Origin of the sequence: Streptomyces sp. NPDC050287, from assembly GCF_044459385.1 — a bacterium.
GTDB lineage: Bacteria > Actinomycetota > Actinomycetes > Streptomycetales > Streptomycetaceae > Streptomyces.
In genome coordinates this window covers 621793-634470 of the sequence record NZ_JBITIY010000006.1, presented here as the reverse complement: position 1 = coordinate 634470, position 12678 = coordinate 621793, and the positions used below count along the sequence as shown (strand labels likewise).

10 protein-coding genes are annotated in these 12678 nt (G+C 69.7%); 9 read left to right on the top strand and 1 reads right to left on the bottom strand.

Features of this window, described 5'->3' with window-relative positions:
- Positions 1-81 precede the first annotated feature (81 nt).
- The 3 genes from ACIBK3_RS24835 (at position 82) to ACIBK3_RS24825 (ending at position 4871) form a co-directional block, all read left to right on the top strand.
- Positions 82-2589, top strand: a complete 2508-nt coding sequence (locus tag ACIBK3_RS24835) for a HelD family protein (RefSeq protein ID WP_399368793.1) — start codon at positions 82-84, stop codon at positions 2587-2589.
- A gap of 309 nt (positions 2590-2898) precedes the next feature.
- A complete protein-coding gene (locus tag ACIBK3_RS24830) occupies positions 2899-4314 on the top strand; it encodes an NAD-dependent malic enzyme (RefSeq protein ID WP_399368791.1) in 1416 nt (471 codons plus the stop codon).
- 275 nt (positions 4315-4589) lie between these two features.
- A complete protein-coding gene (locus ACIBK3_RS24825) occupies positions 4590-4871 on the top strand; it encodes an HU family DNA-binding protein (RefSeq protein WP_007382399.1) in 282 nt (93 codons plus the stop codon).
- Between the two features lie 189 nt (positions 4872-5060).
- On the opposite strand, the gene murA is transcribed toward ACIBK3_RS24825, so the two are convergent.
- Positions 5061-6407 (bottom strand): UDP-N-acetylglucosamine 1-carboxyvinyltransferase, encoded by a 1347-nt coding sequence (gene murA, locus ACIBK3_RS24820; protein ID WP_399368789.1) that lies wholly within the window; start codon positions 6405-6407, stop codon positions 5061-5063.
- A 277-nt stretch (positions 6408-6684) separates the two neighbouring features.
- Here murA and ACIBK3_RS24815 point away from each other — a divergent pair, with 277 nt between their 5' ends.
- The 6 genes from ACIBK3_RS24815 to ACIBK3_RS24790 all read left to right on the top strand — a co-directional run bounded on the left by ACIBK3_RS24815 (position 6685) and on the right by ACIBK3_RS24790 (position 12653).
- Entirely contained in the window at positions 6685-7257 is a 573-nt protein-coding gene (locus tag ACIBK3_RS24815) for a YqgE/AlgH family protein (protein WP_399368787.1), read from the top strand.
- 29 nt (positions 7258-7286) lie between these two features.
- Positions 7287-7583: a DUF3039 domain-containing protein gene (locus ACIBK3_RS24810; RefSeq protein ID WP_030666896.1), complete on the top strand. Its 297-nt coding sequence runs from the start codon at positions 7287-7289 to the stop codon at positions 7581-7583.
- Positions 7584-7878: 295 nt separating this feature from the next.
- Positions 7879-9171 (top strand): extracellular solute-binding protein, encoded by a 1293-nt coding sequence (locus ACIBK3_RS24805; RefSeq protein WP_399368785.1) that lies wholly within the window; start codon positions 7879-7881, stop codon positions 9169-9171.
- The gene (locus ACIBK3_RS24800; protein WP_399368783.1) at positions 9168-10166 is read left to right on the top strand and encodes a carbohydrate ABC transporter permease; all 999 of its coding nucleotides are present in this window, start codon (positions 9168-9170) and stop codon (positions 10164-10166) included. Before ACIBK3_RS24805 ends, ACIBK3_RS24800 begins: the two co-directional genes overlap by 4 nt.
- Positions 10163-11008: a carbohydrate ABC transporter permease gene (locus tag ACIBK3_RS24795; RefSeq protein ID WP_399368781.1), complete on the top strand. Its 846-nt coding sequence runs from the start codon at positions 10163-10165 to the stop codon at positions 11006-11008. Before ACIBK3_RS24800 ends, ACIBK3_RS24795 begins: the two co-directional genes overlap by 4 nt.
- Positions 11009-11018: 10 nt before the next feature.
- On the top strand, positions 11019-12653 hold the full coding sequence (locus tag ACIBK3_RS24790) for a beta-N-acetylhexosaminidase (RefSeq protein WP_399368779.1): 1635 nt from the start codon (positions 11019-11021) through the stop codon (positions 12651-12653).
- Positions 12654-12678 lie beyond the last annotated feature (25 nt).

The window sequence follows — 12678 nt, the reverse complement described above, 5'->3', positions numbered from 1 at the left end:
ACCCCGAGAGCGGACACATAGCTTCCCGGGCCCCCCTTCGCGTACGGTTGACGGCTGCCCAGCACGTCAGAAGGGGGCCCGGTGGCCGCTCAGGCTCAGCAGGAGACCGCGGTTCACGACTCCGCACGGAATTCCGTCCAGGATTCCGTGCGGGAGCGCGAGATCAGCGTCGAACAGGAACACCTGAACCGGGTGTACCAGCGCCTTGAGGAGAAGATCCACGAGGCCGAGTTCCTCATGAACGACGCGGCCAAGCGGGGCCAGGTCGGCACGCCCGGCGCGCTCGCGGAGCGGGACGCCCAGGTCTTCCGGGCGGGTATCCACCTGAACAGGTTGAACAACGAGTTCGAGGACTTCCTCTTCGGCCGGATCGACCTGCTCCCGGGCAAGGACGGCAAGAAGGGACCCGACGGCGCCTACACCGCCGTGGAGCCCGCCGAGGGCGCGATCCGCGCGGACAACACCGCCGACATCGCCGAGACCCTGCACATCGGCCGCATCGGGGTCCTCGACTCCGACTACACACCGCTGGTCATCGACTGGCGTGCCCCCGCGGCCGCCCCGTTCTACCGCTCCACCCCGGTCGACCCGGGCCGCGTCGTACGCCGCCGCGTGATCCGCTCCAAGGGCCGCAAGGTCCTCGGCGTCGAGGACGACCTGATGCGTCCCGAGCTCAAGGCCCGCCTCGACGGCCACGACCTCCCGGTCATCGGCGACGGCGCCCTGATGGCCGCCCTCGGCCAGGCCCGCACCCACACCATGCGGGACATCGTCGCCTCCATCCAGGCCGAGCAGGACATGGTCATCCGCGCTCCCGCCGCCTCCGTGACGTACGTCGAGGGCGGCCCCGGCACCGGCAAGACGGCCGTCGCCCTGCACCGGGCCGCCTATCTGCTCTACCAGGACCGGCGCCGGTACGCGGGCGGCATCCTGATCGTGTCCCCGACCCCGCTGCTCGTGGCGTACACGGAAGGCGTGCTGCCCTCCCTCGGCGAGGAGGGCCAGGTCGCCGTCCGGGCCATCGGCTCCCTGGTCGACGGCGCCGAGGCCACGCTGTACGACTCCCCGGCCACCGCCCGGGCCAAGGGCTCGTACCGCATGCTGAGGGTGCTGCGGAAGGCGGCCCGCGGAGCCCTGGAGACGGGCACCGGCCCGCGCCCGGGTCCCTCCGGCCGGCCCGCCCCCGGCCGGACCTCGTCCGGCGGCCGGCTCGCCCTCGGTCAACTCGCCTTCGGCGACGACAGCGACGAGAGCCAAGAGAGCGGCGAGGTCAGCGTGCGGGGCGACGACGCCCGTACGGCGCCGCAGGCCCCCGCCGGCCCCCCGACGCGCCTCAGGGTCGTCGCCTTCGGGCGGCGGCTGGAGCTGGAGGCCGCCGAGCTGGACCGCATCCGGCACAGCGCCCTCGGCGGCACCGCCCCCGTGAACCTCCTGCGCCCGCGCGCCCGCAAGCTGCTCCTGGACGCCTTGTGGGCGCACTCCGGCGCGGCCGGCCGGCACACCGACCCGGAGCTGGCCGCCGAGCTGCGCTCCTCCTTCGACGAGGACGTCAGCTCCGAGGACAGCTTCATCGAGTTCCTCGACGCCTGGTGGCCGGAGCTGACCCCGAGGGCGGTCCTGGACGCCATGGCCGACGAGCGGCGCCTGGGCCGCTGGGCCCGGCGGATCCTCAACCCGGGCGAGGTCCGCAAGGTCGCCCGTTCGCTGCGCCGCGAGGGCCTGTCCGTGCACGACGTCGCGCTGCTCGACGAGCTCCAGGCGATCCTCGGCGCCCCGGCCCGTCCCCGCCGCAAGCGTGAGGCGGACCCGCTCGACCAGCTCACCGGCCTGGAGGAGCTGATGCCGGTGCGCGAGGAGACCCAGCGCGAGCGGGCCGAGCGGCTCGCCCAGGAGCGCACCGAGTACGCCCACGTCATCGTCGACGAGGCCCAGGACGTCACCCCGATGCAGTGGCGCATGATCGGCCGCCGGGGCCGGCACGCCACCTGGACGGTCGTCGGCGACCCGGCCCAGTCCTCCTGGTCCGACCCCGACGAGGCCGCCGAGGCCCGCGACGAGGCCCTCGGCACCCGCCCCCGCCGCCGCTTCCAGCTCACCGTCAACTACCGCAACCCGGCCGAGATCGCCGAGCTCGCGGCGAAGGTACTGGCGCTCGCCATGCCGGGCTCCCCGTCCCCGTCGGCGGTGCGCTCCACCGGCGTACAGCCGCGCTTTGTGGCAACGAACAGGGGACACGGCGCCGTCGTACGGGAACCCCTCGCCGAGACGGTCCGCGCCGAGGCCGCCCTCCTGCTCGACCGCGTCGACGGCACGGTCGGTGTCGTCGTCGCCATGAACCGCCGGGAGGAGGCCAGGCGCTGGCTGACCGGGCTCGGAGACCGGGTGGTGGCCCTCGGCAGCCTGGAGGCGAAGGGACTGGAGTACGACGCGACGGTGGTCGTCTCCCCCGCGGAGATCGCGGACGAGTCACCGGCCGGCCTGCGGGTGCTGTACGTGGCCCTCACCCGGGCGACGCAGCAGCTCACGGTGGTGTCGGGGGAGCGGGACGCACCGGACGCGAACGGGGTGCCGGACCTGCTGCGGGACTGATTCCCGCGAACTCCGCGGACGGGAATGGCCTTCGGGCATCCGTTTGTTAGCCTGGATGTGGCACCGGCCCGATCCAAGCCCCCGGGCCCAACCTTCGTCGCTACGAGCGACCACTTGCCGCGAGGCGAGCATGGCGGGTCGGTGTCACTGACGTTCGAGAGGCCCACGTCACCCCGTGACGTGGGCCTCTCTTCTTGTTGTGCTGCGAACAAAACGTTCGCAATCCCACCCGGCTAACGCCTACTCGGCGGTAGGTGCGACGATCGGACCGCATCCAGCGTCACCCGGTGAAAGCAGAGGAAGTCGGCCATGGCAACGGCGCCCAGCGTCTCCTACTCGATGACGGTCCGGCTGGAGGTGCCCGCGAGCGGAACCGCCGTCTCGCAGCTCACCACCGCCGTGGAGTCCTCCGGAGGCTCGGTGACCGGCCTCGACGTCACCGCCTCCGGACACGAGAAGCTCCGGATCGACGTCACCATCGCGGCCACCTCGACCGGCCACGCCGACGAGATCGTCGAGAAGCTGCGCGGCATCGAGGGCGTCACGCTCGGCAAGGTCTCCGACCGTACGTTCCTCATGCACCTCGGCGGCAAGATCGAGATGCAGTCCAAGCACCCCATCCGCAACCGTGACGATCTCTCGATGATCTACACGCCGGGTGTCGCCCGGGTCTGCATGGCCATCGCCGAGAACCCCGAGGACGCCCGCCGCCTCACCATCAAGCGCAACTCCGTTGCGGTCGTGACGGACGGCTCCGCCGTGCTGGGCCTCGGCAACATCGGCCCGAAGGCCGCGCTGCCGGTCATGGAGGGCAAGGCGGCCCTCTTCAAGCGGTTCGCCGGCATCGACGCCTGGCCGCTGTGCCTGGACACCCAGGACACCGACGCGATCGTCGAGATCGTCAAGGCGATCGCCCCCGGGTTCGCCGGCATCAACCTCGAGGACATCTCCGCCCCGCGCTGCTTCGAGATCGAGGCGCGGCTGCGGGAGGCCCTCGACATCCCCGTCTTCCACGACGACCAGCACGGCACGGCGATCGTCGTCCTGGCCGCGCTCACCAACGCACTTCGCGTGGCGGGCAAGGCGATTGAGAACATCCGGGTCGTCATGTCCGGCGCCGGCGCGGCCGGTACGGCCATCCTCAAGCTGCTGATCGCGGCGGGTGTGAAGAACGCCGTCGTCGCCGACATCCACGGCGTCGTGCACGCCGGCCGCGACGACCTCGTCGACGCCGCCCCCGGCTCGGCGCTGCGCTGGATCGCCGACAACACCAACCCCGAGAGCCTCACCGGCACCCTGAAGGAGGCCGTGCGCGGCGCGGACGTCTTCATCGGCGTCTCGGCCCCGAACGTGCTCGACGGCGACGACGTGGCCGCGATGGCCGACGACGCCATCGTCTTCGCGCTCGCGAATCCGGACCCCGAGGTGGACCCGGCAATCGCCCGCCAGACGGCGGCGGTTGTGGCCACCGGCCGCTCCGACTTCCCGAACCAGATCAACAACGTGCTGGTCTTCCCGGGCGTCTTCCGCGGTCTGCTGGACGCGCAGTCCCGCACGGTCAACACCGAGATGATGATCGCCGCCGCGAAGGCGCTGGCGGACGTGGTGACCGAGGACGAGCTGAACGCCAACTACATCGTCCCGAGCGTCTTCAACGAGAAGGTCGCGGGAGCGGTCGCCGGGGCCGTGCGGGAAGCCGCGAAAGCGGCAGGCGTAGCCTCGTAGGAGGCTGTGAGGATTACCACGGCGGGCTTTGAACCGGCGCGTCGTGGAACCCGGGGTCCTTGGCCGCCGTTTATCGTGGCGGCCAAGCTCGGGCCCTCTTTTCGTGTGACTCCCTCGGGTGTTCTCACGACTTCCACGGGTGCCGGATTGGCTTTCCCGCCGCAGGTAGGGGCAGGATGCGTCCCTGGGCGCGAGGGCATCGGCTTCACAGCGCCCAACATGCGGCTCCGCCGCGTGGCACGCCTCAATGGCAAGAAGAACACGGGAGTAACAACATGAACCGCAGTGAGCTGGTGGCCGCGCTGGCCGACCGCGCCGAGGTGACCCGCAAGGACGCCGACGCCGTTCTGGCCGCGTTCGCCGAGACCGTCGGCGAGATCGTCGCCAAGGGCGACGAGAAGGTCACCATCCCCGGCTTCCTGACCTTCGAGCGCACCCACCGTGCCGCTCGTACCGCGCGCAACCCGCAGACCGGTGACCCGATCCAGATCCCGGCCGGCTACAGCGTCAAGGTCTCCGCGGGCAGCAAGCTCAAGGAAGCCGCCAAGGGCAAGTAAGCCTTCACGTACGCGACGGGACCTGCGTACGAGGCTCAGCAACGCGAATGGGGCGGCCACCCGGTGAGGGTGGCCGCCCCATCGTCGTACGCGAAGAGCCTGTTACCGAAGGGCTGTGTCTGTCCGGGGGACGACCCCCGGGCCCCCAGCCGGGAGCGGCGTGTCCCGGGCCGGAGGGAGGTGGCTCTGTCAGCCGAGCGCTTTCCCGGGCAGCTCGACCTTCGCGCCCAGCTCGACCAGCTTCTCCATGAAGTTCTCGTAGCCGCGGTTGATCAGTTCGATGCCGTGGACGCGGGAGGTGCCCTGGGCCGCGAGGGCGGCGATCAGGTAGGAGAAGCCGCCGCGGAGGTCGGGGATGACCAGGTCGGCGCCCTGGAGCTTGGTGGGGCCCGACACGACCGCGGAGTGCAGGAAGTTGCGCTGGCCGAAGCGGCAGTCCGAGCCACCCAGGCACTCGCGGTAGAGCTGGATGTGGGCGCCCATCTGGTTGAGCGCGGAGGTGAAGCCGAGGCGGGACTCGTACACCGTCTCGTGGATGATGGACAGCCCTGTCGCCTGGGTGAGGGCGACGACGAGCGGCTGCTGCCAGTCCGTCTGGAAGCCGGGGTGCACGTCCGTTTCGAGGGCGATGGACTTCAACTGGCCGCCGGGGTGCCAGAAGCGGATGCCCTCGTCGTCGATGCGGAAGGCACCGCCCACCTTCCGGTAGGTGTTGAGGAACGTCATCATCGAGCGCTGCTGGGCGCCCTTGACGTAGATGTTGCCCTCGGTCGCCAGCGCGGCGGACGCCCAGGAGGCGGCCTCCAGGCGGTCCGGCAGGGCGCGGTGGTCGTAGCCGCCGAGATGGTCCACACCGGTGACGCGGATGGTGCGGTCGGTGTCCATCGCGATGATGGCGCCCATCTTCTGCAGGACGCAGATGAGGTCCTCGATCTCCGGTTCCACGGCCGCGTTCGAGAGTTCGGTGACGCCCTCGGCGAGGACGGCCGTCAGCAGTACCTGCTCGGTCGCGCCGACGGACGGGTACGGCAGCCGGATCTTCGTGCCCCGCAGTCGCTGCGGGGCCTCCAGGTACTGGCCGTCCGCCCGCTTCTCGATCCGCGCGCCGAACTGCCGCAGCACCTCGAAGTGGAAGTCGATCGGCCGGCCGCCGATGTCGCAGCCGCCGAGACCGGGGATGAACGCGTGCCCCAGGCGGTGCAGCAGCGGGCCGCAGAAGAGGATCGGGATGCGCGACGAGCCCGCGTGGGCATCGATGTCGGCGACGTTCGCGCTCTCCACGTGGGAGGGATCCATCACCAGCTCGCCCGGTTCCTCACCGGGGCGGACCGTCACGCCGTGCAGTTGCAGCAGACCGCGTACGACCCGCACGTCACGGATGTCCGGAACGTTGCGCAGTCGACTCGGCTCACTGCCGAGCAGGGCGGCGACCATGGCCTTCGGTACGAGGTTCTTCGCACCGCGGACACGGATCTCGCCCTCCAGCGGGGTTCCGCCGTGGACAAGCAGTACGTCGTCATTGCCGTTGACGGTCATGTATCTCGCGTTCCGATGAGTGGGGCAGGGGCACAGGAGGGAAAGGGTAATCGCCGCCCACCCCCCTTCTGTAAGCCCGAGGCCCCTCCATCTCCGTCATAGCTCTGTCACAACACGAACCGTTTCACGCCGGGCACACGGGGTCACCGGCGTGCTCCGTTCGCCCCTGACGCACCATCGCGCCCTGAGCTGCGGGCACTGCGGTACCTGAGCCGCAGACCCCGCGGTAGTGGCATTGGCTCCCCGCGCGCGGGGAAGATGCGGGATCATGTCTGGCATGACCGAGGTGTCCTCGCTCACAGGGCGGCTGCTCGTGGCAACGCCCGCCCTGGCGGACCCGAACTTCGACCGTGCGGTGGTGCTCCTTCTCGACCACGACGAGGAGGGCTCCCTCGGTGTCGTCCTCAACCGTCCCACCCCGGTGGACGTCGGCGACATCCTGGAGGGCTGGGCGGACCTCACCGGTGAACCCGGTGTCGTCTTCCAGGGCGGCCCGGTCTCCCTGGACTCGGCCCTCGGCGTCGCCGTCATCCCGGGCGGAGGCGTTGCCGACCGGACCCCGCTGGGCTGGCGCCGGGTGCACGGCGCGATCGGTCTGGTCGACCTGGAGGCCCCGCCGGAGCTCCTCGCCTCGGCCCTCGGCTCCCTGCGCATCTTCGCCGGCTACGCCGGCTGGGGCCCCGGCCAGCTGGAGGACGAGCTGGTGGAGGGGGCGTGGTACGTCGTCGAGTCGGAACCCGGTGACGTCTCCTCCCCGTCCCCCGAGAGACTCTGGCGCGAGGTCCTGCGCCGCCAGCGCAGCGAGCTGGCGATGGTGGCCACGTATCCGGACGACCCTTCGCTCAACTGATGGCTGTGAGCTTCAGTACGCTTGGTCCCATGAGCACTCTTGAGCCTGAGACCCAGCCGCAGCGAGGTACTGGGACGGGGACCCTCGTAGAGCCGACGCCGCAGGTGTCCCACGGCGACGGTGACCACGAGCGCTTCGCCCACTACGTCCAGAAGGACAAGATCATGGCGAGCGCCCTCGACGGCACTCCCGTCGTGGCGCTGTGCGGCAAGGTCTGGGTGCCGGGCCGTGACCCGAAGAAGTACCCGGTGTGTCCCATGTGCAAGGAGATCTACGAGTCCATGGGCTCGGGCGGCGACGACAAGGACAAGGGCGGCGACAAGTAGCCCTCCTGTCGAGCTGAGCCGCCGACTGGTTTCGGGCTGAGTTCCGGCTGAGGTTGCCAAGGCCTCCGGGTCGCGCTATGGCGCGTTCTCGGGGGCCTTTCGTGCGTCCTCCGTGTGTCGGCATCCGTCCTCACATGTCCTCTCACGTCCTCCCGGGCCCTCTTGACCGTCGCGGGTCACGAAGTGGTAGAGACCTCTTGCGGACATGTTCATGTAGTCCATAGCCTCCGTGGCGTTGTGCAGAGCGAAACCGTCATTGCATATGTTGCAACGCATGCCCGGAGGAACGCTCCCCATGAAGCTCGCTCCCCGACTGGCCGTCCTGCTCACGGCCGTCGTCGTCACCGCCTGCGCCCCCCAGACCTCCGACAACAGCTCCTCCGACAAGGACGACCAGAGCGGCACCCTCCGCGTCTGGCTCTTCCAGGAGGTCGGCAACAAGCCGAAGGAGAAGGTCGTCGACTCCGTCGTCGCCGCCTTCGAGAAGGCACACAAGGACACCAAGGTCGACGTCGAGTACATCCCGGTCGAGACGCGCGCCCAGCGCGTCAAGGCCGCCTTCAACGACCCGAAGTCCGCCCCCGACCTCATGGAGTTCGGCAACACCGACACGGCCGGCTATGTGAAGGACGGCGGACTCCTCGACGTCACCAAGGAGTTCGGCGACTGGAGCGAGTCCAAGGACACCGACCCCACCGCGAAGCAGTCCGTCACCGTGGACGGCAAGATCTACGGCACGCCCTTCTACGTCGGCGTCCGCGCCCTGTACTACCGAACCGACGTCTTCAAGGCCCTCGGCCTCCAAGTCCCGAAGAACATGGCCGAGTTGGCCGACACCGCCCGCGCGATCCGTGCCGCCAGACCCGACCTGTACGGCCTGGTCGTCGGCGGCGCCTACATGTACGGCGCGATGCCGTTCGTGTGGGCCAACGGCGGTGAACTCGCCACCGGCAAGGGAGGCTCGTACGCCTCCGCGATCGACAGCGCGGCCGCCCAGAAGGGCATCAAGGCGTACACGTCCCTCTTCGGCGACGACAACTGTCCCGCCGCCAAGTGCGCGAGCATGGGCGGAAACGACACGATCACCGCGTTCGCGGCCGGCAAGGCGGGCATGGCGATCGGCGGCGACTTCAGCCACACCGCCGTCGAGGCCGGGAAGGTGAAGGGCGAGTACGCGGTCGTCTCGCTGCCCGGTGTGAAATCCGGCTCGATCGCGCCCGCGTTCGCCGGCGGCAACAACATCGGCGTCCTCAAGAGCACCTCGCACCGCACGCTGGCGGTCGACCTCATGGAACAGCTCGCCTCGAAGAAGACCCAGGCCTCGTTGTTCGACGCGATGGGCTTCCTGCCGACCTTCGCGGACGTACGGCAGCAGGCGGCGGCGAAGGAGCCGTACGTGAAGCCCTTCGCGCAGACCCTCGCCGCCGGCACCAAGTTCGTCCCCGCCTCGCCCGCGTGGTCCCAGATCGACTCCTCGCTGGTCCTGCCGACCATGTTCCAGGAGATCATCAGCGGCAAGAAGGACGTGGCGGCGGCCTCCAAGGACGCGGCGAAGAAGATGGACCAGGCGTTCGGCTCCGCCGGATGACTGCGCCTGCCAGGTCGCAAGGCGCGGGACGTCCGGGGGTGCGGGCCGATCGTGGCTCGCGCCCACGCGGCGGCAGCCGCACGGGCAACACAGCCCCGCGCCCCCAGCGGTACCGCGGCAGCCGGCAGGGGAAGGCCCCCTGGCTCTATCTCGCCCCCGCTCTCGTCGTCCTCGGCGGGCTGCTGGTCTACCCCATCTACCAGCTCGGGCTGATCTCGTTCTTCCAGTACACCCAGGCCCAGGTCAGCGGTGGGGAACCGACCGCCTTCAAGGGGTTCGGGAACTACACCGAGCTGTTCTCCGACAGCCAGTTCTGGCAGGTGCTGCTGGCGACGGTGGTCTTCGCGGCGGCCTGTGTCGTCTCGACGCTCGCCGTCGGCTGTGCGCTCGCCGTGCTGCTCACCCGTATACGGGCCGTGCCCAGGCTCGCCCTGATGCTGGCCGCGCTCGGCGCCTGGGCGACCCCGGCCATCACCGGATCCACGGTCTGGCTGTTCCTCTTCGACCCGGACTTCGGCCCGGTCGACCGGGTGCTGGGCCTGGGTGACCACTCGTGGACGTACGGGCGCTACAGCGCCTTCTTCCTCGTCCTGCTCGAAGTGGTGTGGTGCTCCTTCCCGTTCGTGATGGTGACGGTGTACGCCGGCATCCGCGCCGTCCCGGGCGAGGTGCTGGAGGCCGCGGCCCTGGACGGCGCCTCCCAGTGGCGCATCTGGCGGTCGGTGCTGGCGCCGATGCTGCGGCCGATCCTGACCGTCGTCACCATCCAGTCGGTCATCTGGGACTTCAAGGTCTTCACCCAGATCTACGTCATGACCAACGGCGGCGGCATCGCCGGGCAGAACCTCGTGCTGAACGTGTACGCCTACCAGCAGGCCTTCGGCTCCTCGCAGTACGGCCTCGGCTCCGCGATCGGCGTGGTGATGCTGCTGATCCTGCTCGCGGTCACCCTCGTGTACCTGCGGCTGCTGCGCCGCCAGGGGGAGGAACTGTGAATCTTCTCCGAGTGCGACCGCGGCGTCCGTGGCGGCTGGCCGCCGAGGCCTCCGCGCTGCTGATCGCGGTGGTCGTCGCCTTTCCCCTGTACTGGATGGTGCTCAGCGCCTTCAAACCGGCCGGGGAAATCGAGTCGTCCGAACCGAGGCCCTGGACTCTGTCGCCCTCGCTGGATTCGTTCCGGCGCGTGTTCGAACAGCAGGAATTCGGCCGTTACTTCCTCAACAGCCTTGTCGTGGCGTGCAGTGTGGTGATCGTCTCGGCACTGATCGCGTTTCTCGCGGCGACCGCCGTGACCCGATTCCGCTTCCGCTTCCGGACCACCCTGCTGATCATGTTTCTGGTGGCCCAGATGGTGCCCGTGGAAGCCCTGACGATCCCCTTGTTCTTCCTCATGCGGGACTTCGGGCAGCTGAACACCCTGGGCTCGCTGATCCTGCCGCACATCGCCTTCTCGCTGCCCTTCGCGATCTGGATGCTGCGCGGTTTCGTGAAGGCCGTACCGGAGGCGCTGGAGGAGGCCGCGTACATCGACGGGGCGAGCCGGGCGCGGTTTCTGTGGCAGATCCTTTTCCCGCTGGTCTTCCCCGGTCTGGTGGCCACCAGCGTGTTTTCCTTCATCTCGGCCTGGAACGACTTCCTGTTCGCCAAGTCGTTCATCATCAGCGACACCTCCCAGTCGACGCTGCCGATGGCCCTGCTGGTCTTCTACAAGCCGGACGACCCGGACTGGGGCGGTGTGATGGCGGCCTCCACGGTGATGACGGTTCCGGTGCTGATCTTCTTCGTACTCGTGCAGCGACGGCTGGTCTCCGGGCTGGGCGGAGCGGTCAAGGACTGAGGTGACTTCGATGACGGGATTGATTCCGGCGCCCGCGACGTGGCGGGACGCCGACTCGGCAGGCGGTTTCGTGATCGACGAGACCACCGTGATCGACGCCGGTCCCGGGACCGAGGCGACCGCCCGCTGGCTGCGCGGCGCGCTCGGGGCCGCGACGGGGCTCGCGCTGCCGCCCGGCGCGGGAGGCGACGGCGAGACGGTCCGGCTGCGCGTCCGGGCCGAGGTGGCCGGCGACCTCGGCCCGGAGGGCTACAGGCTGTACGTCGACCCGGACGGCGTCACCATCCACGGCGGAGGGCCGGCCGGGGTGTTCTGGGGCGCGCAGACGCTCCGTCAACTGCTCGGTCCCGACGCCTTCCGGCGGGCTCCCGTCGCCCCCGGCCGGCAGTGGCTCGTACCCGGCGCCTTCGTCGAGGACACTCCCCGCTTCCGCTGGCGCGGCCTGATGCTCGACGTGGCACGGCACTTCATGCCGAAGGAAGGCGTGCTGCGCTACCTCGATCTGATGGCCGCGCACAAACTCAACGTCTTCCACTTCCACTTGACGGACGACCAGGGCTGGCGCGTAGAGATCAAGCGGTACCCGAAGCTGACCGAGATCGGCTCCTGGCGGGCGCGCACGAAATTCGGCCACCGGGCCTCGCCGCTGTGGGAGGAGAAGCCGCACGGTGGCTTCTACACCCAGGACGACATCCGCGAGATCGTCGCCTACGCCGCCGAGCGGCATATCACCGTCGTCCCCGAAATCGACGTACCGGGACACTCGCAGGCCGCCATCGCCGCGTACCCGGAACTCGGCAACACCGACGTCATCGACACGACCTCCCTCACGGTCTGGGACAGCTGGGGCATCTCCGAAAACGTACTCGCCCCCACTGACAACACCCTGCGCTTCTACGAGGGAGTGTTCGAGGAACTCCTGGAACTCTTCCCGGGAGAGTTCCTTCACGTCGGGGGTGACGAATGCCTCAAGGACCAGTGGAGGCGCTCGCCCACCGCGCAGGCCCGCATGAAGGAACTCTCTCTGGCGGACGAGGACGCGCTGCAGTCCTGGTTCATCCGGCACTTCGACACCTGGCTCTCCGCGCGCGGGCGCAGGCTCATCGGCTGGGACGAGATCCTGGAGGGCGGCCTCGCCGACGGGGCGGCCGTGTCCTCCTGGCGCGGCTACCAGGGCGGGATCGCGGCCGCGCGGGCCGGTCACGACGTCGTCATGTGCCCCGAGCAGCAGGTGTACCTGGACCACCGGCAGCACGACGGCGCCGACGAGCCGGTCCCCATCGGCTACGTCCGCACCCTGGAGGACGTCTACCGGTTCGAACCCGTTCCACCGGAGTTGACGCCGGTTCAGGCCCGGCACGTCCTCGGCGCGCAGGCCAACGTGTGGACCGAGGTGATGGAGAACCAGGCGCGCGTGGACTACCAGACCTTCCCGAGGCTCGCCGCGTTCGCCGAGGTGGCCTGGAGCGCGCTGCCCGCACCCGCGGAACGGGACTTCGCCGGCTTCCAGCGGCGGATGACCGCCCACTACCGTCTCCTCGACGCCCTGGGGGTCGGTTACCGGCCGCCGACGGGCCCGCTGCCGTGGCAGCGGCGGCCCGGTGTGCTCGGCCGGCCGATCGAGGGGGCACCACCGAACAGGTGACCGGGCCCACCGAACAGATAGCTGA

Bases quoted from the DNA above. Each gene is read 5' to 3' on its own strand.
- ACIBK3_RS24830 (WP_399368791.1), top strand. From the start codon at position 2,899: ATGGCAACGGCGCCCAGCGTCTCCTACTCGATGACGGTCCGGCTGGAG.
- ACIBK3_RS24825 (WP_007382399.1), top strand. From the start codon at position 4,590: ATGAACCGCAGTGAGCTGGTGGCCGCGCTGGCCGACCGCGCCGAGGTG.
- murA (WP_399368789.1), bottom strand. From the start codon at position 6,407: ATGACCGTCAACGGCAATGACGACGTACTGCTTGTCCACGGCGGAACC.
- ACIBK3_RS24815 (WP_399368787.1), top strand. From the start codon at position 6,685: ATGACCGAGGTGTCCTCGCTCACAGGGCGGCTGCTCGTGGCAACGCCC.
- ACIBK3_RS24810 (WP_030666896.1), top strand. From the start codon at position 7,287: ATGAGCACTCTTGAGCCTGAGACCCAGCCGCAGCGAGGTACTGGGACG.
- ACIBK3_RS24805 (WP_399368785.1), top strand. From the start codon at position 7,879: ATGAAGCTCGCTCCCCGACTGGCCGTCCTGCTCACGGCCGTCGTCGTC.
- ACIBK3_RS24800 (WP_399368783.1), top strand. From the start codon at position 9,168: ATGACTGCGCCTGCCAGGTCGCAAGGCGCGGGACGTCCGGGGGTGCGG.
- ACIBK3_RS24790 (WP_399368779.1), top strand. From the start codon at position 11,019: ATGACGGGATTGATTCCGGCGCCCGCGACGTGGCGGGACGCCGACTCG.